At 71.8% G+C, this 24,389-nt stretch carries 20 protein-coding genes; 16 read left to right on the forward strand and 4 right to left on the reverse strand.

Annotated features, from left to right (window positions below; translation table 11 throughout):
* Nucleotides 1–10: 10 nt before the first annotated feature.
* The 8 genes from nuoI to recQ all read left to right on the forward strand — a co-directional run bounded on the left by nuoI (nt 11) and on the right by recQ (nt 9,757).
* Nucleotides 11–637 carry an NADH-quinone oxidoreductase subunit NuoI gene (gene nuoI / locus A949_RS32025; protein ID WP_237735705.1) on the forward strand — a complete coding sequence of 209 codons (627 nt, stop codon included), beginning with the start codon at nt 11–13 and terminating at the stop codon, nt 635–637.
* Nucleotides 634–1,566, forward strand: coding sequence for an NADH-quinone oxidoreductase subunit J (locus tag A949_RS0101160; protein ID WP_019354174.1), 933 nt, complete (start codon nt 634–636; stop codon nt 1,564–1,566). Before nuoI ends, A949_RS0101160 begins: the two co-directional genes overlap by 4 nt.
* Nucleotides 1,563–1,862, forward strand: coding sequence for an NADH-quinone oxidoreductase subunit NuoK (gene nuoK / locus A949_RS0101165; RefSeq protein ID WP_019354175.1), 300 nt, complete (start codon nt 1,563–1,565; stop codon nt 1,860–1,862). The genes A949_RS0101160 and nuoK overlap by 4 nt, the downstream gene beginning before the upstream one ends.
* Nucleotides 1,863–1,875: 13 nt before the next feature.
* Nucleotides 1,876–3,771: an NADH-quinone oxidoreductase subunit L gene (gene nuoL / locus A949_RS0101170; protein WP_026004233.1), complete on the forward strand. Its 1,896-nt coding sequence runs from the start codon at nt 1,876–1,878 to the stop codon at nt 3,769–3,771.
* A gap of 3 nt (nt 3,772–3,774) precedes the next feature.
* On the forward strand, nt 3,775–5,433 hold the full coding sequence (locus A949_RS0101175) for an NADH-quinone oxidoreductase subunit M (RefSeq protein WP_019354177.1): 1,659 nt from the start codon (nt 3,775–3,777) through the stop codon (nt 5,431–5,433).
* A gap of 5 nt (nt 5,434–5,438) precedes the next feature.
* Nucleotides 5,439–7,118, forward strand: a complete 1,680-nt coding sequence (nuoN, locus tag A949_RS0101180; RefSeq protein WP_026004234.1) for an NADH-quinone oxidoreductase subunit NuoN — start codon at nt 5,439–5,441, stop codon at nt 7,116–7,118.
* Nucleotides 7,119–7,290: 172 nt separating this feature from the next.
* Nucleotides 7,291–7,674: a cupin domain-containing protein gene (locus A949_RS0101185; protein ID WP_026004235.1), complete on the forward strand. Its 384-nt coding sequence runs from the start codon at nt 7,291–7,293 to the stop codon at nt 7,672–7,674.
* A 178-nt stretch (nt 7,675–7,852) separates the two neighbouring features.
* Nucleotides 7,853–9,757, forward strand: coding sequence for a DNA helicase RecQ (recQ, locus tag A949_RS32030; RefSeq protein ID WP_019354180.1), 1,905 nt, complete (start codon nt 7,853–7,855; stop codon nt 9,755–9,757).
* A 56-nt stretch (nt 9,758–9,813) separates the two neighbouring features.
* On the opposite strand, the gene fahA is transcribed toward recQ, so the two are convergent.
* Entirely contained in the window at nt 9,814–11,037 is a 1,224-nt protein-coding gene (gene fahA / locus A949_RS0101195; RefSeq protein WP_019354181.1) for a fumarylacetoacetase, read from the reverse strand.
* A 293-nt stretch (nt 11,038–11,330) separates the two neighbouring features.
* On the opposite strand from fahA, the gene A949_RS0101200 reads away from it, so the two are divergent.
* From A949_RS0101200 to A949_RS0101215, 4 genes are all read left to right on the forward strand, one after another.
* Nucleotides 11,331–12,344: a polyprenyl synthetase family protein gene (locus A949_RS0101200; protein WP_019354182.1), complete on the forward strand. Its 1,014-nt coding sequence runs from the start codon at nt 11,331–11,333 to the stop codon at nt 12,342–12,344.
* A 318-nt stretch (nt 12,345–12,662) separates the two neighbouring features.
* Nucleotides 12,663–13,880, forward strand: coding sequence for a LolA family protein (locus tag A949_RS0101205; protein ID WP_026004236.1), 1,218 nt, complete (start codon nt 12,663–12,665; stop codon nt 13,878–13,880).
* A gap of 92 nt (nt 13,881–13,972) precedes the next feature.
* Nucleotides 13,973–14,935 (forward strand): ABC transporter ATP-binding protein, encoded by a 963-nt coding sequence (locus A949_RS0101210; RefSeq protein ID WP_019354184.1) that lies wholly within the window; start codon nt 13,973–13,975, stop codon nt 14,933–14,935.
* Nucleotides 14,922–15,821 carry an ABC transporter permease gene (locus tag A949_RS0101215; RefSeq protein WP_019354185.1) on the forward strand — a complete coding sequence of 300 codons (900 nt, stop codon included), beginning with the start codon at nt 14,922–14,924 and terminating at the stop codon, nt 15,819–15,821. The genes A949_RS0101210 and A949_RS0101215 overlap by 14 nt, the downstream gene beginning before the upstream one ends.
* A 353-nt stretch (nt 15,822–16,174) precedes the next feature.
* On the opposite strand, the gene rarD is transcribed toward A949_RS0101215, so the two are convergent.
* The 3 genes from rarD to A949_RS0101230 form a co-directional block, all read right to left on the reverse strand.
* Nucleotides 16,175–17,179, reverse strand: a complete 1,005-nt coding sequence (gene rarD / locus A949_RS0101220; RefSeq protein ID WP_019354186.1) for an EamA family transporter RarD — start codon at nt 17,177–17,179, stop codon at nt 16,175–16,177.
* Between the two features lie 291 nt (nt 17,180–17,470).
* Entirely contained in the window at nt 17,471–18,604 is a 1,134-nt protein-coding gene (locus tag A949_RS0101225) for a thiamine pyrophosphate-dependent enzyme (protein WP_019354187.1), read from the reverse strand.
* Nucleotides 18,597–20,525 carry a 2-oxoacid:acceptor oxidoreductase subunit alpha gene (locus A949_RS0101230; protein WP_019354188.1) on the reverse strand — a complete coding sequence of 643 codons (1,929 nt, stop codon included), beginning with the start codon at nt 20,523–20,525 and terminating at the stop codon, nt 18,597–18,599. The genes A949_RS0101225 and A949_RS0101230 overlap by 8 nt, the downstream gene beginning before the upstream one ends.
* Nucleotides 20,526–21,005: 480 nt before the next feature.
* Between A949_RS0101230 and A949_RS0101235 the strand changes: the two genes are divergently transcribed.
* The 4 genes from A949_RS0101235 to A949_RS0101250 are packed head-to-tail and all read left to right on the forward strand — an operon-like array spanning nt 21,006 to nt 24,377.
* Nucleotides 21,006–21,377, forward strand: coding sequence for an NADH-quinone oxidoreductase subunit A (locus tag A949_RS0101235; RefSeq protein ID WP_019354189.1), 372 nt, complete (start codon nt 21,006–21,008; stop codon nt 21,375–21,377).
* Nucleotides 21,368–22,036, forward strand: a complete 669-nt coding sequence (locus tag A949_RS0101240) for an NADH-quinone oxidoreductase subunit B (protein ID WP_019354190.1) — start codon at nt 21,368–21,370, stop codon at nt 22,034–22,036. Before A949_RS0101235 ends, A949_RS0101240 begins: the two co-directional genes overlap by 10 nt.
* Entirely contained in the window at nt 22,033–23,421 is a 1,389-nt protein-coding gene (locus A949_RS38785; protein WP_019354191.1) for an NADH-quinone oxidoreductase subunit C, read from the forward strand. The genes A949_RS0101240 and A949_RS38785 overlap by 4 nt, the downstream gene beginning before the upstream one ends.
* A complete protein-coding gene (locus tag A949_RS0101250) occupies nt 23,421–24,377 on the forward strand; it encodes an NADH-quinone oxidoreductase subunit H (protein ID WP_019354192.1) in 957 nt (318 codons plus the stop codon). Before A949_RS38785 ends, A949_RS0101250 begins: the two co-directional genes overlap by 1 nt.
* Nucleotides 24,378–24,389 lie beyond the last annotated feature (12 nt).

Below are 24,389 nucleotides of genomic sequence, written 5' to 3' on the forward strand. Positions count from 1 at the left end.
CTTCACGGACATGTTCAAGAAGCGGCTGACCGAGCAGTACCCCGAGTACAAGAAGCCCACGGCGCCCCGCTTCCACGGCCGCCACCAGCTCAACCGGCATCCGGACGGGCTGGAGAAGTGCGTGGGCTGCGAGCTGTGCGCCTGGGCCTGCCCCGCCGACGCGATCTACGTCGAGGGGGCCGACAACACCGACGAGGAGCGCTACTCGCCCGGCGAGCGCTACGGCCGCGTCTACCAGATCAACTATCTGCGCTGCATCCTGTGCGGCCTGTGCGTCGAGGCGTGCCCCACCCGGGCGCTGACCATGACGAACGAGTACGAACTGGCCGACGACAGCCGCGAGTCCCTCATCTACACCAAGGAGGAGCTGCTCGCCGGTCTGGAGGACGGCATGGTCGACTCGCCGCACGCCATCCACCCCGGCATGACGGAGAAGGACTACTACCGCGGACTGGTCACCGAGGCGTCGCCCGGGACCGTGCGGCAGACCGTCACCGACACCGGGGTGCCGCAGGAGTCCGCCGACACCTTCGGGGCCGACGAACCGGCCGCCGCCGGTGACGCCACCTTCGACGCGGCGCCGCACGGGGAGCAGACCGGCGGCACCGTGACCGCCAGCGGGGAGGGCGAACGATGACCGCGCTCGCCGCCACCGCCGCCACCTCGACCGGTGAGGCCGTCCAGTTCTGGGTGCTGGGCACGGTCGCCGTGCTGGGCGGGCTCGGCACCGTGCTGCTGCGCCGGGCCGTGCACAGCGCGCTCTGCCTGGCCGGCACCATGATCATCCTGGCGCTGTTCTACCTCGCCAACGGCGCCTACTTCCTGGGCGTCGTGCAGATCGTCGTCTACACCGGCGCGGTCATGATGCTGTTCCTGTTCGTCCTGATGCTCGTCGGCGTCAGCGCCGCCGACTCCCTCAAGGAGACCCTCAAGGGCCAGCGCTGGATGGCGGCCCTGTGCGGCCTGGGGCTCGGCACGCTGCTGATCGTCGGGATCGGCCAGGTCTCGGTCGGCGGCTTCAACGGTCTGGCGGCGGCGAACGCGCAGGGCAACGTCCCGGCGCTGGCCTCGCTGCTGTTCACCAAGTACGTCGTCGCCTTCGAGGTCGTCGGGGCGCTGCTGACCGTCGCCGCGGTCGGTGCCACGCTGCTCACCCACCGGGAGCGGGTGGAGAAGACCAAGTCCCAGCGCGAGCAGGCCGTCGAGCGGGTGCGCGGCGGCACCCAACTGCCGCCGCTGCCCGCGCCCGGCGTCTACGCCCGGCACAACGCGGTCGACCGCCCCGCGCTGCTGCCCGACGGCTCGCCCGCCGAGCTCAGCGTCAGCGCCACCCTGCGCAGCCGCGGTCAGATCCGCGAGGTCAGCTCCGAGCAGCTGGCCCGGCTCGCCGCCATCGAGCAGCGCACCGCCGAGTACCAGGGCCGCCCCACCTACCCCGGTCCCAAGGACCCGGGCGAACGCGCCCTGGAACGGGAGACGGCGGGCGAGGAGGAGGCCGCACGGAACGGGCAGCCGTCCGAGCCCGAGGACGCGGCCGGGACCGAGCGCGAGGAGGCCGCCAAGTGAGCCCGATCAACTACGTCTATCTCGCGGCGCTGCTGTTCACCATCGGCGCCGCCGGAGTCCTCATCCGGCGCAACGCCATCGTGGTGTTCATGTGCATCGAACTGATGCTGAACGCCGCCAACCTCACGCTGGTCGCCTTCTCCCGGATGCACGGCAACCTCGACGGCCAGATCATGGCGTTCTTCGTCATGGTCGTCGCCGCCGCCGAGGTCGTGGTCGGCCTGGCGATCATCGTCATGCTCTACCGCGCCCGCCACTCGGCCTCGGTCGACGACGCCAGCCTCATGAAGCTGTAAGGGGTACGAACCAGTGGAGTCAATGATCGGACTGCTCGTCGGGGTGCCCCTGCTCGGCGCCGCCGTGCTGCTGTGCGGCGGGCGGCGCCTGGACCGCGGAGGGCACTGGCTGGGCACACTGCTGGCCGCCGCGTCCTTCGCGATCGGCGCGGCGCTGTTCCTCTCCATGCTGGGGGAGGGCGCCGAGGACCGGGCCATGCACAGCAAGCTGTTCTCCTGGGTGCCGGTGGAGGGCTTCCAGGCCGATGTGGCCTTCCAGCTCGACCAGTTGTCGATGACGTTCGTGCTGCTGATCACCGGCGTGGGCACGCTCATCCACATCTACTCGGTCGGCTACATGGAGCACGACCCGGGGCGCCGGCGCTTCTTCGGCTACCTCAACCTGTTCCTGGCCGCGATGCTGCTGCTCGTGCTGGCCGACAACTTCCTGCTGCTGTACGTCGGCTGGGAGGGCGTGGGGCTCGCCTCGTATCTGCTGATCGGGTTCTGGCAGCACAAGCCGAGCGCGGCCACCGCGGCGAAGAAGGCGTTCCTGGTCAACCGGGTCGGTGACGCCGGGCTGGCCGTCGCGATCTTCCTGATGTTCACCACCTTCGGCAGCTTCGCCTTCGCGCCGGTCCTCTCCTCCACCGGGGAGGCGGGCGAGGGCACGCTCACCGCGATCGGGCTGATGCTGCTGCTGGCGGCCTGCGGCAAGTCCGCGCAGGTGCCGCTCCAGTCCTGGCTGGGCGACGCGATGGAGGGCCCGACCCCGGTCTCGGCCCTCATCCACGCGGCGACGATGGTGACCGCGGGCGTCTACCTGATCACCCGGTCCGGTGCCATCTTCAACGGCGCCCCGGACGCGCAACTCGTGGTGGTCGTCGTCGGCGGCGTCACGCTGCTCTTCGGTGCGATCGTCGGTTGTGCGAAGGACGACATCAAGAAGGCGCTGGCCGGCTCGACCATGTCGCAGATCGGCTACATGATCCTGGCCGCCGGGCTGGGGCCGATCGGCTACGCGTTCGCCATCATGCACCTGGTCACCCACGGCTTCTTCAAGGCCGGGCTCTTCCTCGGGGCCGGTTCGGTGATGCACGGCATGAACGACGAGGTCGACATGCGGCGCTACGGCGGACTGCGCAAGCACATGCCGGTCACCTTCGTGACGTTCGGGCTGGGCTATCTGGCCATCATCGGCTTCCCGGGCCTGTCCGGGTTCTTCTCCAAGGACCAGATCATCGAGGCCGCGTTCGGCAAGGGCGGCACCGAGGGCTGGATCCTGGGCGCGGTCACCCTGCTGGGCGCGGCGCTCACCGCGTACTACATGACGCGCGTGATGCTGATGACCTTCTTCGGCGAGAAGCGCTGGCAGCCGGACGCCGAGGGCCGCGAGCCGCATCCGCACGAGTCCCCGAAGATCATGACGATCCCGATGATCGTGCTGGCCTTCGGCTCCGTCTTCGCGGGCGGTCTCTTCAAGGCGGGCGACGCGTTCGTGGACTGGCTGGAGCCGGTGACGGCGTTCGAGCACGGGAACTCCCCGGTCTCGGCCACCGCGGTGACGGCCTCGACGATCGTCTCGCTCGTCCTGGGCGTGGGCGTGGCCTGGTTCCAGTACGGGCGCAAGCCGGTCCCCGCCCTCGCCCCGCGCGGCAGCCTGCTCACCCGTGCGGCCCGCCGGGACCTGCTGCAGGACGACTTCAACCACGTGGTGCTGGTCAGCGGCGGTACGCATCTGACCCGCAGCCTGGTCTACGTCGACAACAAGGTCGTCGACGGCGCCGTCAACGGCACGGCCGCCGGCTTCGGCGGCCTCTCCGGACGGCTGCGGCGGCTCCAGAACGGGTTCGCCCGCTCCTACGCGGTCTCGATGTTCGGCGGCGCGGCTGTGCTGATCGCCGCGACCCTGCTGATGAGGGCGGTCTGAGTTATGTCATTTCCCCTGCTGACGGTCACGGCAGCGCTGCCCGCCGTCGGGGCCGTCGCCACGGCGGCCGTTCCGGCGACCAGGCGCACCGCCGCCAAATGGCTGGCGCTGGCCGTCTCACTGGCCACGCTGGTGCTCTCGGGCGTGGTGCTGGCCCGCTTCGACCCGGGCGGCGCCCGCTACCAGCTGACCGAGTCGCACGCCTGGATCTCCGACTTCGGGGTCCGCTACGAACTGGGCGTCGACGGGATCGGCGCCGCGCTGATGGCGCTGACGGCGCTGCTGGTGCCGTTCGTCATCGGCGCCGGCTGGCACGACGCCGACCAGGTCGAGGAGCGGGAGAACAGCCGCTGGCGGCCCACTCAGGGCTTCTTCGCGCTGATCCTCGCCGTCGAGGCGATGGTGCTGGTCTCGTTCGCCGCCACCGACGTCTTCCTCTTCTACATCTTCTTCGAAGCGATGCTCATCCCGATGTACTTCCTCATCGGCGGCTTCGGGGACCGGGCGCACGCGGCCGGTGAGGAGGAGGGCGCCAAGCAGCGCTCGTACGCGGCGGTGAAGTTCCTGCTCTACAACCTGGCGGGCGGGCTGGTGATGCTGGCCGCCGTCATCGGGCTGTTCGTCGTCAGCGCGGACAGCCTGGGCGAGGGCACGTTCTCGCTGCCGGAGCTGCTCAGGGCGCGGGCCAGTGGCGATCTGACGATCTCGACGACGACCGAGCGGCTGCTGTTCCTCGGCTTCTTCGCCGCGTTCGCCGTCAAGGCCCCGCTGTGGCCGCTGCACACCTGGCTGCCGAACGCGATGGGCGAGGCCACGGCCCCGGTGGCGGTGCTCATCACCGCCGTCGTCGACAAGGTCGGCACCTTCGCGATGCTCCGCTTCTGCCTGGGCCTGTTCCCGAACGCCAGCGAGTGGGCCACCCCGGTGGTGCTCGGCCTGGCGCTGGTGAGCGTGCTGTACGGGGCGCTGCTCGCGGTCGGACAGCGGGACATGAAGCGGCTGATCGCCTACGCCTCCATCTCGCACTTCGGCTTCATCGTCCTGGGCGTGTTCGCGATGACCAGCCAGGGACAGGGCGGCGCCACGCTCTACATGGTCTTCCACGGCATCTCGACGGCCGCGCTGATGCTGGTCGCCGGGTTCCTCATCTCGCGCCGCGGCTCGCGCCTGATCGCGGACTACGGCGGAGTGCAGAAGGTGGCGCCGGTGCTGGCGGGCACCTTCCTGGTGGGCGGGCTGGCGACGCTCTCGCTGCCCGGTCTGGCGCCGTTCGTCAGCGAGTTCCTGGTGCTGGTGGGCACCTTCAGCCGCTACCCGGTGGTCGGGATCATCGCCACCGCGGGCATCGTCCTGGCCGCGCTGTACGTGCTGGTGCTCTACCAGCGCACCATGACCGGCCCGGTGCGCAAACCCGAGATCGAGGGGATGCCGGACCTGAAGGTGCGGGAGCTGGCCGTGGTGGCGCCGCTGGTCGCGCTGCTGCTCTTCCTCGGTGTCTTCCCCAAACCGCTCACCGAGATCGTCAACCCCGCGGTGGAGCACACCCTCTCGGACGTACAGAAGAAGGACCCCGAGCCCCAGCATCCCGTGGCCGACCACACTGATCCCTCGGCGTGGTTCGACTACAAGCCGGCCGGACACGGCGGAGGTGACCACGAGTGATCGGTATGACAGACGCGGCGTCGGCGGGCGGTGCGTCCGCGGCGTCCGATGTCCCCAGCCTGTGGACGGTCGCGGCGGGCGCGGGCGACACACTGCAGGCCCCGAGCATCGAGTACGGCAAGCTCTCCCCGGTGCTGATCGTCCTGGGTGCGGCCGCCCTCGGCATCCTGATCGACGCGTTCGCGCCGCGCCGGGGCCGCTACAGCGCCCAGTTGTTCGTCGCGCTGGCCGGACTGGCCGCCGCGTTCGCCGCCGTCATCGGGCTGGCGGCGAGCGGCGCGGCCACCACGAAGGCGCAGATCGCCGGAATGGGTGCGCTGGCCGTCGACGGGCCCGCGCTCTTCCTCCAGGGCACGCTGCTCCTGGTGGGGATCGTGGGCGTCTTCACCTTCGCCGAGCGCAGGCTGGAGCCGGCCGCGCACGGCAGCCGGGTGGACTCCTTCGCGGCGCAGCCGGCCTCGGTGCCCGGCGGTGAGGGGGAGCAGCAGGCGGTCAAGGCGGGCTGGACGACGACCGAGGTCTTCCCGCTGCTGATGTTCGCGGTCGGCGGCATGCTGCTGTTCCCGGCGGCGAACGACCTGTTGACCCTCTTCATCGCGCTGGAGGTCTTCTCCCTCCCGCTGTACCTGCTGTGCGCGCTGGCCCGCCGCAGGCGGCTGCTGTCCCAGGAGGCGGCGGTCAAGTACTTCCTGCTGGGGGCGTTCTCCTCGGCGTTCCTGCTGTTCGGCATCGCGCTGCTGTACGGGTACGCGGGTACCGTCAACTACTCCTCCATCGCCCGGGTGGTGGCCGGGACCGACGCGGTCAGCGACCCGGTGCTGGCGGACACCACGGGCAACGACGCGCTGCTGCTGATCGGCAGTGCGCTGGTGGTGATGGGTCTGCTGTTCAAGGTCGGTGCCGTGCCCTTCCACATGTGGACCCCGGACGTGTACCAGGGCGCGCCGACGCCGGTGACCGGATTCATGGCGGCGGCCACCAAGGTGGCGGCGTTCGGCGCGCTGCTGCGGCTGCTGTACGTGGTGCTGCCGGGGCTGCGCTGGGACTGGCGGCCGGTGATGTGGGGCGTGGCGATCCTGACGATGCTCGGCGGTGCCCTGGTCGCCATCACCCAGACGGACATCAAGCGGCTGCTGGCCTACTCCTCGATCGCGCACGCGGGCTTCCTGCTGGCGGGTGTCATCGCCACCTCGGAGGACGGCATCTCCTCGGTGCTGTTCTACCTGGCCGCCTACTCCTTCGTGACGCTGGGCGCCTTCGCGGTGGTCACGCTGGTGCGGGACGCGGGCGGCGAGGCGACGCACCTGTCCAAGTGGGCGGGGCTGGGGCGGCGCTCCCCGCTGCTGGCCGCGGTCTTCGCGGTCTTCCTGCTGGCGTTCGCGGGTATCCCGCTCACCTCCGGGTTCGCCGGGAAGTTCGCGGTGTTCAAGGCGGCGGCCGAGGGCGGCGCCGGTGCGCTGGTCGTGGTCGGTGTGATCGCCTCGGCCATCGCGGCCTTCTTCTATCTGCGGGTCATCGTGCTGATGTTCTTCAGCGAGCCGCGGGCCGACGGGCCGAGTGTGGCGGTGCCGAGTGTCATGACGACGTCGGCGATCGCGCTCGGTGTCGTGGTCACGGTGGTGCTGGGGGTGGCGCCGCAGTACTTCCTCGACCTGGCGGGGCAGGCGGGGGTGTTCGTGCGGTGACGCGAGGAGCGACCGCGCGGCGGCCCCGTACGGCCCGCTGTTCCACGACGTAGCCGCCGGTCGTACGAACCGACCGGGGAGATGCCGCCAGAGACCCACGACCGGGCCTCTGGCGGCTTCTTGTGAGGTTGTCGGTGACAACAGGCGCGCTGAAACGGTAGGAATTCCAGTCATGGGTTGTGTGATTCTCCGCCGGGAGAACGGCGGTTACGAGGGGAAGCAGGGCGGCGTCTTCACCGAGGGGGTGTCAGCCGAGTCGGTGGGGGCCAAGGGGCTGTGTCTGCACGTCCTGCACATCCCGGCCAACTCCCGTGGGGAGCCCCATCTGCACGCGGGTCACGAGTCGGCCATATATGTCGTCAGCGGGGCGCATGAGATCTGGCACGGGGAGGATCTCTCGCACCGCGACACCCTCCATCCGGGCGACATGGTCTACGTGCCCGCGAACATGCCGCACATGCCGGTCACCGGCGAGGAGCCGGTGACCGTGGTGGTGGCCCGTACCGATCCCCGCGAGCAGGAGTCGGTGCACCTGCTCTCGCCGCGCGATCCCTGAGGGACGCTCTTCGGGGGGTGCCCCGCGCGGCCCGGGCTGCCGGGACGGTGCGGGGTGCCGCGGGCGCCGGACGGTGACCGTGTGTGCAGGTACACGACAAATGAGGGCAGTGGGCTCCGGCAGCGGCTCTCCCCGGGAGCCGGCACCGGATGTCGGCCATCCGGCTTATCGTGGCGGCATGCTTCAGGAGAGTGCCGAGAGGCCGGGTGGGACGTCCGAGACGGCGGCGCTGCGGGTGCTGCGCAAGGTCTTCGGCTACGACGCCTTCCGCGGACAGCAGGAAGCCGTCATCGACCACGTCGTCGCGGGGGGCGACGCGGTGGTGCTGATGCCGACCGGTGGCGGCAAATCCCTGTGCTACCAGATCCCCGCACTGGTCAGACGGGGTACGGGCGTGGTGATCTCGCCGCTCATCGCCCTGATGCAGGACCAGGTGGACGCGCTGAAGGCGCTGGGCGTCCGGGCCGGGTTCCTCAACTCCACGCTCGACCTCGACCAGCGCCGGGTGGTGGAGGCCGAGTTCCTGGCGGGCGAGCTGGACCTGCTCTACATCGCCCCCGAGCGGCTGCGGCTGGAGACCACGACGGCGCTGCTGGAGCGCGCCGAGGTGTCGGTCTTCGCGATCGACGAAGCGCACTGCGTCGCCCAGTGGGGCCACGACTTCCGGCCCGACTATCTGAACCTGTCGATGCTCGGCGAGCGCTGGCCCGACGTGCCCCGCATCGCGCTGACCGCCACCGCCACCCGCGCCACCCACCAGGAGATCGTCCAGCGGCTCGGGCTCCCCGCGGCACGCGACTTCGTCGCCAGCTTCGACCGGCCCAACATCCAGTACCGCATCGTGCCCAAGCGCGACCCCAGGAAGCAGCTGCTGCGCTTCCTCAAAGAGGAGCACGAGGGCGACGCGGGCATCGTCTACTGCCTGTCGCGGAACGCGGTCGAGCGCACCGCCGAGTTCCTGTGCGCCAACGGTGTCGAGGCGGTGCCCTACCACGCGGGGCTGGACGCGGGCACCCGCGCCGCGCACCAGGCCCGTTTCCTGCGCGAGGACGGGCTGGTCGTGGTGGCCACGATCGCCTTCGGCATGGGGATCGACAAGCCCGACGTGCGGTTCGTCGCACATCTGGATCTGCCCAAATCGGTCGAGGGCTACTACCAGGAGACGGGTCGGGCCGGGCGGGACGGACTGCCCTCGCACACCTGGCTCGCCTACGGCCTCCAGGACGTCGTCCAGCAGCGCAAGCTGATCGAGAGCGGTGAGGGCGACCCGGCCTTCCAGCGCCGGGCGCGGTCGCATCTGGACGCGATGCTCTCGCTGTGCGAGACGGTCCGCTGCCGGCGCGGCCAGCTCCTCGCGTACTTCGGCCAGGAGCCGGCCGAGGGCGCCGCCGAGCTCTCCTGCGGCAACTGCGACACCTGCCTGTCCCCGCCCGAGTCGTGGGACGGCACGGTACCCGCGCAGAAGGTGCTCTCCGCCGTCGTCCGGCTCAAGCGGGAGCGCGGCCAGAAGTTCGGCTCCGGCCAGCTCGTGGACATCCTGCTGGGCCGCAGGACGGCCAAGGTCATCCAGTTCGACCACGACGGGCTGTCGGTCTTCGGCATCGGCACCGAGCTGGCCGAGGGTGAGTGGCGCAGCGTCATCCGGCAGTTGATCGCCCAGGGGCTGCTGGAGATCGAGGGCGAGCACGGCACGCTGGTGCTCACCGACGCGAGCGCCACCGTGCTGCGGGCCGAGCGGGAGGTGCGGATGCGCAAGGATCCGGTCCCGGCCCGGTCCCGCGCGGCCGGGTCCGCCGGGAGCCGGTCGGGCGGCGGCTCCTCGGGCAGGGCGGCGGTGGCCGCCGAGCTCCCCGAGGAGGCCGTACCGCTGTTCGAGACCCTCCGCGGCTGGCGGGCCGAGCAGGCGCGGGAGCAGGGCGTCCCCGCCTATGTCGTCTTCCACGACGCGACGCTGCGCGAGATCGCGGTGCGGCGGCCCGGGACCCTGGGCGAGCTGGGTGAGATCACCGGTGTCGGGGAGAAGAAGCTGGCGACGTACGGGGAAGGAGTGCTGGCGGCACTGGCGGGCGTACCCCCGGAGTGAGGGCGCGTGCGGCCGGCCGCCGCGCCCGGCACGGGCACCGGACGCGGCGGGGTGGCTCAGGCGGCGTCGGCGGCGGGCTCCACCCGCCCGCGGACCTCGCCCAGGCCGACGCGGGTGCCTTCCGGGCCGGGGGCCCAGGCGGTGAGCACCACCTCGTCGCCGTCCTCCAGGAAGGCCCGCTTCCCGTCCGGCAGCTCCAGCGGCTCGCGCCCGCCCCAGGTCAGTTCCAGCAGGGAGCCGCGCTGCGCGGGCTCCGGGCCGCTCACGGTGCCGGACGCGTACAGGTCGCCGGTCCGCAGGGAGGCCCCGTTCACCGTCATGTGTGCGAGCTGCTGCGCCGCGGTCCAGTACATGGTGGAGAACGGCGGCTCGGCGATCACATGGCCGTTGAGCCGCACGGTGATCCGCAGATCGAACCCGCCCGGCTCGATGCCGTCGGCCCCGTCGGCCCCGTCGTCGAGGTACGGCAGCAGCGGGGCGTCGCGCCGCGGGGGCGCCACCCGTGCGGCGTCCAGTGCGTCCAGCGGGGTGATCCAGGGCGAGACGGAGGTGGCGAACGACTTGCCCAGGAAGGGGCCCAGCGGTACGTACTCCCATGCCTGCAGGTCCCGTGCGGACCAGTCGTTCAGCAGCGTCACACCGAACACATGGTCGCGGAATCCCGCCATCCCCACCGGGGCGCCCAGCGGGCTCGGGGCGCCGACGACGAAGCCGACCTCCGCTTCGATGTCCAGCCGCCGCGAGGGGCCGAAGACGGGAAGCGGCTCGTTCGGGGGCTTGCGCTGGCCCTGCGGACGTACCACGGGTGTCCCGGAGACGACGACCGTCCCGGCGCGCCCGTGGTAACCGATGGGCAGATGCTTCCAGTTGGGCGTCAGGGCGTCGCCGTCCGGACGGAAGATCCGGCCGACGTTGGTGGCGTGGTGTTCGCTGGCGTAGAAGTCGACGTAGTCGGCGACCTCGAACGGCAGGTGGAGCCGCACCTCGGAGAGCGGCAGCAGATGGCGGGCCGCGGTCTCGCGGTGCGTGTCCTCGGTCAGCCATGCGCGGAGCTGCGTCCGCACCTCCTGCCAACCGGGCCGGCCCAGCGCCAGCAGCGGGTTGAGCGAGGGCGCTCGCAGCACGTCGGCGTGCGCGGAGCCGAACGCGGCGGCCGCGGCGCCCAGGTCGAGCACGTCGTCGCCGAACCGGACGCCGATCCGGCGGTGGCCGGGCCGGTCCGGGGTGCTGAAGAGGCCGTACGGAAGGTTGTCCGGGCCGAAAAGGGCACTGTCACTCATGGGGGTCAGGCTATGTGCCCGGTGCCTGCCCTGGCCCTACCCGATTCCGCGAAAGAACGGCCCGATCGTGCCGGGGTGTCCCGCGCGGGAGGCGGCTGATGCGGGACGCGGTCCCTATCCGGTATATACCGGCATGGCGTGTCAGGAGTGTTCTGCTGGGCGGGCGCCGACCGTGATCGTTATGTGACCGGCTACGCTGCCACGGGAGGGTGCACCTGGCCGACAGTGGCATCCGGCCGGTGCCGCACCATCCGGACCCGTTCGTTCCACGTACGCAGACAGGAGTACCCCTCGTGACCGTCGTCGGGCCCTTCGGGCTGAGCGTGCGGGACCAGGCTGTCGAAGCAGACGTCCTGGCCGGGTTGGCGGCCGTCGATGAGGGCCTCATGGAGGCCACCAAGAGCGACGTCGCCTTCATAACGGAAGCGGCGCAGCACCTGGTGCGGGCCGGTGGCAAGCGCTTCCGGCCACTCCTGGTCATGCTGGGGGCCCAGTTCGGCGATCCGCATGCGCCCGGGGTGGTGCCCGCCGCCGTCGTGGTCGAGCTGACCCACCTCGCCACGCTCTACCACGACGACGTGATGGACGAGGCCGACGTACGGCGCGGGGTGCCCAGCGCCAATGCCAACTGGGACAACTCCGTCGCCGTCCTCACCGGTGACTTCCTCTTCTCCCGCGCCTCGCACATACTGGCCGACCTCGGCCCCGAGGCCGTCCGGGTCCAGGCCCAGGCGTTCGAACGGCTCGTGACCGGCCAGATCATGGAGACCGCGGGCCCCGCCGACGGCCACGACGCCATCGACCACTACCTCGAGGTGATCGCGGGCAAGACCGGCTCGCTGATCGCCGTCGCCGGGCGCTTCGGCGCCATGATGTCCGGTGCCGACGAGCGGACCGTCTCGGTGCTCACCCAGTACGGGGAGCGGGTCGGCGTCGCCTTCCAGCTCGCCGACGACGTCCTCGACATCGCCAGCGACGAGCACGAGTCCGGCAAGACGCCCGGCACCGATCTGCGCGAGGGCATCCCCACGCTGCCGGTGCTGTACCTGCGCGCGCGTGCGGCGAGCCCCGAGGCGACCCGCGAGGACCGCGAACTGTGCGCACTGCTCGACGGGGACCTCGGCGACGACGGGCGGCTGGCCGAGGCGCTGGCCGCGCTGCGCGTCCACCCCGCACTGGAGCAGGCCCGCCGGGCGACCGTCCGGTACGCCGACGAGGCCCGCGAGATGCTCGCCCCGCTGCCCGACAACGCCGCCAAGGCCGCCCTGGCCGGGCTGTGCACGGCCGTGGTGGACCGGGCGGGCTGACCTCACGCGCCGGGCGGACCGCCCGGGCCACCGGTCTGCCCGGCCCCGGAGGACCCCGGCTCCGCGGGCCCCTGACCGTGGGGTTCCGGGCATCGGCCCGCACACGACCCTGAGTCGGAGACGTGCGGCACCAACCCGGAGGCGGAGCACGGTCATCCCGGGGGAGTAGCGGAATGTGCCTCCGACGGCTGACGCGGTGGAGCCCAGGATTTGGTGCCATGGAAGCACCACCCCGCACCGATTCGGGTGAGAATGGCGGCAAGGGGTGGACGAGTGCGACCTATGGAGCCGCCGCCGACACGGAGGTAGGACAGACAGATGGCACAGATCCAACCGAGGAAGCCCCGGCGCCGGGCGGTGCGGTACGGCGTACCGGTAGCCGTCGCCGGAGTCGCCGCCGCGACCGTCGGCCTGGTCCCCGCGCTCGCCAGCACGGGCGACCCCGATCTGCCGAAGATCACGGCGGAGGACCTGGTCGCCAAGGTGGCCGCGTCCGACGTCGACCAGCTGTCCGGCACCGTCCGGGTGAAGACCGATCTCGGCCTGCCCTCGCTGCCCGGTGGCAGCGGCGGGAGCGGCGGCTTCGGCGGCGGAGCGCACGGCTCCGGCGACGGCACGGAGGACAGGACCGAGCAGCCGGACGCCGCTCCCGGGAAAAAGCTGGCCGAGCTGGCCTCGGGGGAGCATCTCCTGCGCTTCGCCGCCGACGGCCCCGACCGGCAGCGCGTCTCGATCATGGAGGACGCCGCCGAGTACAGCCTGGTGCACAGCGGACGGGACCTGTGGGCCTACGACAGCGGCAGCAACGCGGCCTGGCACGCCGAGGCGCCCGAGGGCGCCGGGCCTGCGGGGAAGCACGACGGGCCGGCCGGCCCGGACGCGGTCACCCCGCAGAAGGCCGCGAAGCAGCTGCTGAAGAACCTCGACTCGTCCACGTCCGTGGCCGTCGACGGGACGGCGAAGGTCGCCGGGCGGGACGCCTACCAACTGGTCGTCAAACCCAAGGGGGCGAACGACTCCACCATCGAGTCGGTCCGTATAGCGGTGGACGCGGACAAGGGGCTGCCGCTCAGGTTCACCGTCGATCCGAAGAAGGGCGGCGATCCCGCGATCGACGTGGCCTACACCAAGGTGGACTTCGGGAAGCCGGACGCGAGCAGCTTCACCTTCCGGCCGCCCAAGGACGCCAAGGTCACCGAGGCGAAGCCGCACGGCGACCGGCCGGCTCCGAAGGGTCCCGGCGGACTGTCCGGTCTGGAACTCCTGGGCGGGTCGGCGGGCGACTGGGGCAAGGTCGCCACGTTCGACAGCGGGATGCCCGGTGGGCCGGGCGGCGGGAAGTCCGGCGGCGACGAGCGCGCCGACGAGCTGCTGGACAACTTCACCGACAAGGTGAAGGGCGACTTCGGTACCGGACGGGTCTTCAGCACCCGCCTGGTGAACGCCCTGATGACCGAGGACGGCCAGGTCTACGTCGGTGCCGTCACCAAGGAGGGCCTGGTCAAGGCCGCCGACGAGCACGTGGGCGCCGAGTAGCGGCTCCGAGGTGCCGGCCGCACCGGTGAACCACCGGTGCGGCCGGCATCCGCTGAACCACCGGCGGCACGACGAGGAAGGGCAGGACACGGATGGCCGAGCAGACCGCCGTGGCGCGGGACACCGGTGCGGTGATCGCCACCCAGGGACTCACCAAGCGCTACCGGGGTGGTCAGCTCGCCGTCGACGCGCTCGACCTGTCCGTCCCGCGCGGCAGCGTCTTCGGCTTCCTCGGGCCCAACGGCTCGGGCAAGACCACCACCATCCGGATGCTGCTCGGCCTCATCGAACCCACCGGCGGTGCCGCGCATCTGCTCGGCGAACCGATGCCCGGCTCCGGACGCCGGGTGCTGCCCCGGGTGGGCGCCCTCATCGAGGGGCCCGCGCTCTACGGCTTCCTCTCGGGGCGGGACAATCTGCTGCGGTACGACGCCGCCGACCCCACCGCCGACCCGCGCACCCGCACGTCCCGGGTGGACCGGGCACTGGAACGGGTGGGCCTCTCGGGGGCCGCCGCGAAGAAGGCACGGGCCTACTCGCTGGGCATGAAGCAGCGCCTGGGGCTGGCCGCCGCGCTGCTTCAGCCACGCGAACTGCTCGTCCTGGACGAACCGACCAACGGGCTCGACCCGCAGGGCATGCGGGAGATCCGCTCGCTGGTCCGGGAGCTGGCGGAGGACGGCAGCACGGTCTTCCTCTCCTCCCATCTGCTGGACGAGATCGAACAGGTGTGCACTCACACGGCCGTCATGCACCACGGCCGGCTGGTCACCCAGGGGACCGTCGCGGAGATGTCGGCAGGCGCCCGCGGCCGGCTGACCGTCACCACCCCGGACCCGGGCGAGGCCGCCCGGGTCCTGAAGGAGCACGGGGTGTCCGACCTGAGCACCGCCGGGGAGGAGCTGAGCGGCGATCCGCCGCCGGGCGACCCCGCGGAGCTGAACACCGCCCTCGTCCGGGCCGGAGTACGGGTCCGCGCCTTCGGGGTGCGGCAGGCGTCGCTGGAGGACGTGTTCGTCTCACTCACCGGGGAGGGCTTCGATGTCGCGGGCTGAGCCGGTGTACGACCCGACGGAGGCCGCACGTTCCGCTCCGCGGGTGTCGCCGCTGTGGCTGCTGGGCCTGTTCCGCAGCGAACTGCTGGTCACCTTCCGGCGCTGGCGCACCCTGGCACTGCTGGGCGTGCTGGCGGCGGTCCCGGTGCTGGTCGGGGTGGCGGTGAAGGTCGAGACCAGCGACGGCGGGTCCGTCGGGTCCGGCGGCGGAGAGGGCCCGGCCTTCATCTCCCAGGTGACCAACAACGGGCTGTTCCTGGTCTTCACCTCGCTCGCCGCCACACTGCCGTTCTTCCTGCCGATGGCGGTCGGTGTGGTGGCCGGGGACGCGGTGGCCGGAGAGGCGGGTGCGGGCACCCTCCGCTACCTGCTCGTCGCCCCGGCGGGCCGCACCCGGCTGCTGCTGGCGAAGCTGACCACCGTGGTGGCCTTCTGCCTCGCGGCGACACTGACGGTGGCGGTCGCCGCATTGCTGACCGGGGCGCTGCTCTTCCCCACCGGAGAGGTCACCCTGCTGTCCGGTACGGCGGTCTCCTTCGGGGAGGGGCTGCTGCGCGCGGGCGCCATCGCCGTGCTGGTCGCCGTCAGCCTGCTCGGCCTGGCGGCCCTCGGGCTGTTCGTGTCGTCCCTGACCAACAGCGGCATCGCCGCCATGGCCACCACGGTCGGGCTGCTGATCACGGTGCAGATCCTCAACGCCATCCCGCAGCTGGACGCGTTCCACCCGTATCTGTTCCCGCACTACTGGCTCAGCTTCGCCGACCTGCTGCGGGACCCTGTCTACTGGGACGACATCCTGAAGAACCTGGGCCTCCAGGGCCTCTACACGGCAGTCTTCGCCTCCGCGGCGTGGGCCGCCTTCACCAGCCGCGACGTAACAGCCTGACAGCCCGCTGCGACTCCCTTCGCGGGGGGCGTCTTCGCGGGGGCAGTACCCCTCCGCGGGGTGCGGTGCTTGTGTGGAGGGGTACGCCCCCTGGCGTTTTCGGCTATCCCCTTCGCGGGGTGCGTTGCCTTGTGGGGGCACGCCCCCGTCGTTCCCGGCTGCCGCCGAGCGGTCGTGTCGGGGGGCGGAGCCGCCCCAACGCCCGTCCGGCGAGGACAGAGGGGGCTCGGGGGCGAAGCCCCCGACAACGGCGCCGCACCGAGGCGAACAACGGACGGGGGCACCCAGCGAAGGGGGGAGACGGCGCCCCCGCGAGGGGGCGCCGGACCAGGAGGGGCGAGCGACCCGCAGCGTCAGCGTTCGGCCGCCCCCGCGACGGGCGTACCGCCGGTCGGACCCGCGGCAGCCGCGGCAGCGGCCTCCGCGGCCTCCTCACGAGCCCGCAGCGCAGCAGCCCGCAGTTCGGCGCGCCCCCGCCGGGCGTTGCGCAGTGCGTCCCAGGTGAGGATGGTCAGCGCCACCCACACCAGGCCGAAGCCGGCCCACCGCTCGGGGGGCATCTCCTCGCCGAAGACGGTGAGGCCCAGCAAAAACATGAAGGCGGGGGCCAGATACTGCAGCAGCCCGAGCGTCGAGAGCGGCAGTCGCACCGCCGCGCTGCCGAAGAAGATCAGCGGCAGTGCGGTCGCGACACCGGCGAAGGCCAGCAGCACCGTGGTGCCGAGTCCGCCGGTGGCGAAGGAGGAGTCGCCGCGCGAGCCGAGGTAGAGCAGGAAGCCGAGGGCCGGCAGGAACTGCACGGCGGTCTCCGCGCTGAAGCCGGCCACTCCGTCGAGCTTGACGTGCTTCTTGATCAGCCCGTAGGTGGCGAAGCTGAATGCCAGGCAGAGGGAGAGCCAGGGCAGTTTGCCGTAGGCGACGGTCATCACGACGACGGCCGTGGCACCGACGGCGACGGCGGCCCATTGGGCGAGGCGCAGCCGTTCCCGCAGCAGCAGGACGCCGAAGGCTATGGAGACCAGCGGGTTGATGAAGTAGCCGAGGGAGGATTCGAGCACTTTGTCGGTGCTGACCGCCCAGATGAACAGTCCCCAGTTGAGCGAGATCACGGCGGAGGCCAGCACCACCATTCCCAGCTTCTTGGGCTGGCGCACCAGCGCGGCAACCCAGGACCAGCGGCGCAGCAGGGCCAGGATCAGCAGCGCTGTGGGCAGCGACCAGACCATGCGGTGGGCGAGGACTTCGCCGGCGCCGATGTCGGAGAGCGCGTGCCAGTAGAGGGGCAGCAGGCCCCACATCCCGTACGCCGCGAAGCCGAACAGCAGCCCCGTGCGCTGTGTACTACTCGGTGTCTGCATGACCCTCCCTGCCTTCTGCCCGGATGTGTGGTGCAAGCTCTCCGCAAGGTAACGGGAGCCGACCGTCTTGTCATTCCCGTTCCGAGCTTTGGTCCTGTCGCCGGACTCCGCGGAGCAGGCGCCGCGACACGGGTACGGCGGAACGGCCGTAGTCCGAGTCGGCACGCCACGCAGCGAACGACGCGCAGCGAACGGCACGCAGCGGAAGACGCACAGCGGAAGACGCACAGCGGAAGACGCACAGCGGCCCGGCACCCAGGGAGGGTGCCGGGCCGCCGGGGCGCGCGGGGGTCAGCCCACGACCGTCCAGGTGTCGTTGCCGTGCAGCAGCGCGGACAGGTCGCCCTTGCCGTTCTGTTCGACGGCACGTTCGAGCTGGTCGGCCATCTCCGTGTCGTACACCGGGCGCCGCACGTCGCGCAGCACCCCGATGGGGGTGTGGTGCAGCGTGTCCGGGTCGGCGAGCCGGGAGAGCGCGAACGCCGTGGTCGGCGAGGCGGCGTGGGCGTCGTGCACCAGCACCTCGGCGGTGCCCTCGTCGCGGACGTCCACGATCCGCAGGTCGCCGGTCGCCCGGTCGCGGACCACGCCCTGGGAGCCGAGGCCGTCCTCGGCGGGGGCGCCGAAGCGGATCGGCTCCCCGTGCTCCAGCCGGATCACGGCCTCTCTCGCCTGTTCCTGGTCCTTGAGGACCTCGAAGGCGCCGTCGTTGAAGATGTTGCAGTTCTGGTAGATCTCCACCAGCGACGAGCCCGGGTGGTCGGCCGCCGCTCGCAGCACACCGGTGAGGTGCTTGCGGTCCGAGTCGACCGTGCGGGCCACGAAGGACGCCTCGGCGCCCAGCGCCAGCGAGACCGGGTTGAACGGCGCGTCCAGCGATCCCATGGGCGTGGACTTGGTGATCTTCCCGGCCTCCGAGGTCGGGCTGTACTGCCCCTTCGTCAGACCGTAGATCCGGTTGTTGAACAGCAGGATCTTCAGGTTCACATTGCGCCGCAGCGCGTGGATCAGGTGGTTGCCGCCGATGGAGAGCGCGTCCCCGTCACCGGTCACCACCCAGACGCTCAGGTCGCGCCGCGAGGCCGCCAGGCCGGTGGCGATGGCCGGGGCGCGGCCGTGGATGGAGTGCATCCCGTAGGTGTTCATGTAGTACGGGAAGCGGGAGGAGCAGCCGATACCGGAGACGAAGACGATGTTCTCCTTCGCCACGCCCAGCTCCGGCATGAACCCCTGGACGGCCGCGAGCACCGCGTAGTCGCCGCAGCCGGGGCACCAGCGGACCTCCTGGTCGGACTTGAAGTCCTTCATCGACTGCTTGCCGACCGCCCGCGGCACCAGCGACAGCGCCTCGGACACGGGTGCGGGGGCGCCGTTCTGCTGGGTCCGGGCGGTCTCCGCAGCGGGACCGGGGGACGTCTCAGCCATGTGCGATGGCCTCCTTGAGTGCGGTCGCGAGCTGCTCGGCCTTGAACGGCAGGCCGCGGACCTGCGTGTACGACTGCGCGTCGACCAGGTAGCGGGCGCGGAGCAGGGTGGCGAGCTGGCCGAGGTTCATCTCCGGTACGACGACCTTCTCGTAGTGCCGCAGCACCTCGCCGAGGTTCTCCGGGAACGGGTTGAGGTGGCGCAGATGGGCCTGCGCGATCTCGACCCCGGCGTTGCGGACGCGGCGTACGGCGGCCGTGATCGGGCCGTAGGTCGAGCCCCAGCCGAGCACCAGCAGCGAGGCGTTCCCGCCCGGGTCGCTGACCTCCAGGTCCGGCACCTCGACGCCGTCCACCTTGGCCTGCCGGGTGCGGACCATGAAGTCGTGGTTGGCCGGGTCGTAGGAGATGTTGCCGGTGCCGTCCTGCTTCTCGATGCCGCCGATGCGGTGCTCCAGCCCGGGTGTGCCGGGCACGGCCCACGGGCGGGCGAGGGTGTGCGGGTCGCGCTTGTAGGGCCAGAAGACCTCGGTGCCGTCGTCCAGCTCGTGGTTGGGCCCGGTGGCGAACAGGGTGCGCAGGTCGGGCAGCTCGTCCACCTCGGGGATCCGCCACGGCTCGGAGCCGTTGGCCAGATAGCCGTCCGAGAGCAGGAACACCGGGGTCCGGTAGGTGAGTGCGATCCGCGCCGCGTCCAGGGCCGCGGTGAAGCAGTCGGCCGGCGTGGCCGGGGCCACGATCGGCACCGGCGCCTCACCGTTGCGCCCGTACATGGCCTGTAGCAGGTCGGCCTGTTCGGTCTTGGTCGGCAGGCCGGTGGAGGGGCCGCCGCGCTGGATGTCGACGACCAGCAGCGGCAGCTCCAGTGAGACGGCCAGGCCGATGGTCTCCGACTTCAGCGCCACACCGGGCCCCGAGGTGGTGGTGACGGCGAGCGAACCGCCGAAGGCCGCGCCGAGCGCGGCGCCGATTCCCGCGATCTCGTCCTCGGCCTGGAAGGAGCGCACGCCGAAGTTCTTGTGCTTGCTCAGCTCGTGCAGCACGTCGGAGGCCGGGGTGATCGGGTAGGAGCCGAGGAAGAGCGGCAGGTCCGCCTGCTGGGACGCGGCGATCAGCCCGTAGGACAGCGCCAGATTGCCGGAGATGTTCCGGTACGTCCCGGCGGGGAAGGCGCCGGAGGCGGGAGCGACCTCGTAGGAGACGGCGAAGTCCTCCGTCGTCTCGCCGAAGTTCCACCCGGAGCGGAAGGCCGAGATGTTCGCCTCGGCCACCGTCGGCTTCTTGGCGAACTTCGTCCGCAGGAACGCCTCGGTCTGCTCGGTCGGCCGGTTGTACATCCACGACAGCAGGCCCAGCGCGAACATGTTCTTGGACCGCCCGGCCTCCTTGCGGCCCAGCTCGTAGTCCTTGAGCGCCTCGACCGTCAGCGTCGTCAGCGGCACGGGGTGGACGCTGTAGCCGTCCAGCGAGCCGTCCTCCAGCGGGCTGGCGTCGTAGCCGACCTTCGCCATGGCGCGCTTGGTGAACTCGTCCGTGTTCACGATGATCTCGGCGCCGCGCGGCACGTCGGCGATGTTCGCCTTGAGCGCGGCGGGGTTCATCGCCACCAGCACGTCCGGGGCGTCGCCCGGCGTCAGGATGTCGTGGTCGGCGAAGTGCAGCTGGAAGCTGGAGACGCCCGGCAGGGTGCCCGCGGGGGCGCGGATCTCGGCCGGGAAGTTCGGCAGCGTCGACAGGTCGTTGCCGAACGAGGCCGTCTCGGATGTGAAGCGGTCTCCGGTGAGCTGCATGCCGTCGCCGGAGTCTCCCGCGAACCGGATGATCACCCGGTCCAGGCGCCGGACCTCTTTGTCCCGTCCGCTGTCCCGGCCCCCCTCGGGGTCGGACTGTGGCCCGGCTGGGCTGCTGACCTGACTGGTCACGGTGGATCGGACCTCCCTCAAGGCGGCGGCTCGCCTGCCATCGTACGTTGCTAAGGGTTGCCTTCCCGTGGCTGTTCCCATCGTGGACAGATTTTTTGAGACATCTGGCTGCGCTGCTGCCGCCACGGAGTACGCCGTGCCGCCAGACTCCGCCTCCCTGCTGGAGTGCTCCTCGAACGGGCGGCGGGCCGCACCCCGCCCCGACGTGACGCGGATCACCATCGGAAAGAGCGAACGCTGCGGGGCGGAGCCGGGGAGGCCACCGGGCACGGGTGCCGGAGACGGCGCCGGAGACGGCGTCGGAGCGCCACCGGAGGCGGCGGCTCCGGATCCGGGCCGGCGGGGCCGGGCGGCGTCGGCCGGGCCCCGCGGGAGAGGCCCGCGAGTGTGACGCGGCCGTCCTCGGCGACTCCCGTAGGGCCTACACTCCGTGCGTACAGATCCTCGAACGTACACACCGACACTCAGGACGGGGCAGGCGTGCCGGACTACTTCCACGGCTACACGGTCGTCGGGCTGGTAGCCGTCGTCGGCGTGCTCTTCGTCGGCGCGGCATTCGCCGCCGGACGGCTGCTGCGGCCGGTGGTCCCCACCCCCGAGAAGATGCTGACCTACGAGTGCGGTGTCGACCCCGTCGGCGAGGGCTGGGCGCACACCCAGGTCCGCTACTACGTGTACGCCTTCCTCTACGTCGTCTTCGCCGTCGACTCCGTCTTCCTGTTCCCCTGGTCGACGGTGTTCGCAGCGCCCGGCTACGGCGCCACCACGCTCGCGGAGATGTTCGTCTTCCTCGGCTTCCTGGCCGTCGGCCTGCTCTACGCGTACAAGAAGGGCGTCCTGGAATGGACGTAACGAACACCCCGACCTCCGCCCCGGCACCGGCTTCCGCCGCGGTGCCGCGCGCCGAGGGGCGGTCCCAGCTCGGGCTGCTCTCCCGGCTGGCACCCGAACCGATGAAGGTGGTCCTCAACTGGGGCCGCCGCTACAGCCTCTGGGTCTTCAACTTCGGGCTGGCCTGCTGCGCCATCGAGTTCATCGCCGCCTCCATGGCACGCCACGACTTCATCCGGCTCGGTGTCATCCCCTTCGCCCCCGGCCCCCGGCAGGCCGACCTGATGGTCGTCTCCGGCACGGTCACCGACAAGATGGCACCCGCGGTCAAGCGCCTCTACGAGCAGATGCCGGAACCCAAGTACGTCATCTCCTTCGGCGCGTGCTCCAACTGCGGCGGCCCCTACTGGGACTCCTACGCGGTCACCAAGGGCGTCGACCAGATCATCCCCGTCGACGTCTACGTGCCCGGCTGCCCGCCCCGGCCCGAGGCGCTGCTCCAGGGCGTGCTCAAGCTCCAGGAGAAGATCGCCGCCGAGTCCACCGCCGACCGCTACGCGGGACGCGACGCGGCCGCGGCCTCCGCCGGCGCGCTCACCAGCGGCCTGGTCGCCCCGCCCGCGGCGTCCGCCGGGCCGCAGGCGGACCCGGGCGGCGACCCGGAGGAGGACGGACGGTGACCGAGCCGCCCCAGCACCCCGGCTGGCTGCCGCGGTCGGCCGAGGAGCTCCTCGGCGCGGGCGCGACGGCCGAGGACGCCTACGGGCTGCTCACCGCCGACGTACCGGCCGACGCCTGGATCGCCGCGCTGACCGCGGCCCGCGACGAACTCGGCTGCACCTACTTCGACTGGCTCAGCGCCGTCGACGAGCCCGGCACCGGCATCCGGGTGTGCGCGCACCTGGTGGCGCTGCCCGCGGCGGGCCGCGGCGTCCGCCGCCTGGTCCTGCGCACGACGCTGCCCCACCAGGCGCCCGCGCTGCCCACCGCCACCGGGGTCTACGCCGGTGCGGCCTGGCACGAGCGGGAGACCCACGAGATGTTCGGCATCGACTTCCCCGGCCATCCGCACCTCGTGCCGCTGCTGCTGCCCGACTCCTTCGAGGGGCACCCGCTGCGCAAGGACTTCGTCCTCGCGGCCCGGGTCGCCAAGGCCTGGCCCGGCGCGAAGGAGCCCGGCGAGTCCGGGCACGGCGGACCCAAGCGCCGCCAGATGCTCCCCCCGGGCGTCCCCGACCCCAACGAGTGGGGACCGCTCAAGGGCCAGCTCCCCCCGGCCCCCACCCGCGAACGCACCCGCCGCGCCGCGGGCGACACCCCGCGCCGCACTCGCAGCGCCCGCGCCGGTTCGGCCTCCCAGCAGGACACGGAGGCGGCACCGGATTCCTCGCGCGGCCCGCGGCGCACCCGCAGCGCGAGTGCCGGCTCGGCGTCGCAGCGCGCGGCGGAGCCGGAGACGCCCGCGGCGGCGGAACCGGGGAAGCCCGCGGCGGAGCAGCCGGAGCAGCCGGAGCGGCCGGAGCAGCCGGAGCGGCCGGAGCGGCCGGAGCAGCCGGAGCAGTCTGCGGAGGAGCGGGAGCGCCCGGCGAAGCGTCCCGGAGCCGCGGACCGCGCCGAGAGCGCCGCTCCCGCCCCACCGCGTTCCACCGACGCCCCCTGGCACCAGCCCGCCCCCTCCGGCGGCGACGGGACGGCACCCTCCGGCAGCCCCGACGCCGCCCAGGACCCGGCAGCGGACCCCGGCCCGGATCCGGCACCGGGCACCGAAGGCGACCCGGCACCGGGTTCCGAAGGCGACCCGGCACCGGGTTCCGAAGGCGACCCGGCACCGGGCACCGGAGGCGACCCGGCACCGGGCACCGGAGGCGACCCGGCACCGGGCACCGGAGGCGACCCGGCACCGGGTTCCGAAGGCGGCCAGGCCTCCCGCGACGAACGCGATCCGGCTTCCCGCACCGGCGGGGACCAGGGGCCGGACACCGACCGGGTCCGTCGGGAGCGCGACCCCGAACGGGACCCCGAACGGGACCCCGAACGGGACCGTCACGAGGGGGACGGAGCCTGATGGACGCCGTCGACGTCGCGGTGCGGCTGCTGGCCGTGCTGCTCTCCTTCCTCGTGCTGCCGCTGCTGGTCGGGCAGACCGAGCACAAGGTCATGGCCCATATGCAGGGGCGGGTCGGCCCGATGCACGCGGGCGGCTTCCACGGCTGGGCCCAGCTGGTCGCCGACGGGGTGAAGTTCGCGCAGAAGGAGGACATCGTCCCCGAGGGCGCCGACCGGCGGATCTTCCAGCTCGCTCCGGCCCTCGCCCTGATCCCGTATCTGCTCGTCCTCGTCGCGATCCCGGTGGCACCCGACGGCGGTGTGGTACAGGTCCTGGACGCCGGGATCTTCTTCGTGCTGGCCGTGATGGGCGTCGGCATCCTCGGCTCGCTGATGGGCGGCTGGGCGTCGGCCAACAAGTTCTCGCTGCTGGGCGGGTTGCGGACCGCGGCCCAGCTGCTGGCCTACGAGCTGCCGATGCTGCTGGCCGCCGCGTCCGTCACCATGGCGGCCGGCACCCTCTCGCTGCCCGGGATCCTCGGGGTGTGGGAGTGGTGGTGGCTGCCGTGGCAGGCGGTGGGGGCGGTGGTCTTCTTCACCGCGGGCCTCGCCGAGCTCCAGCGCCCGCCGTTCGACGCGCCGATCGCCGACTCGGAGATCATCTTCGGCGCGTACACCGAGTACACCGGGCTGCGGTTCGCGCTCTTCCTGCTCGCCGAGTACGCGGGCATCGTCGTCCTCTCCGCGCTGACCGCCGTGCTCTTCCTCGGCGGCTGGCACGGTCCCTTCGCGGACGGCCTGGGCTGGCTGTGGATGCTGCTCAAGACCGGCGTCCTCGCCTTCGGGGTGATCTGGCTGCGGGTCAGCTACCCCCGGCTGCGCGAGGACCAGATCCAGCGGCTGGCCTGGACGGCCCTCGTCCCGCTCGCCCTCTTCCAGATCGCCCTCACGGGTGTCGTCAAGGTGGTGATGTAGCCGTGTCCCACG

Origin of the sequence: Streptomyces sp. AA1529, assembly GCF_000280905.1 — a bacterium.
In the GTDB taxonomy this organism is placed as follows: Bacteria; Actinomycetota; Actinomycetes; order Streptomycetales; family Streptomycetaceae; genus Streptomyces.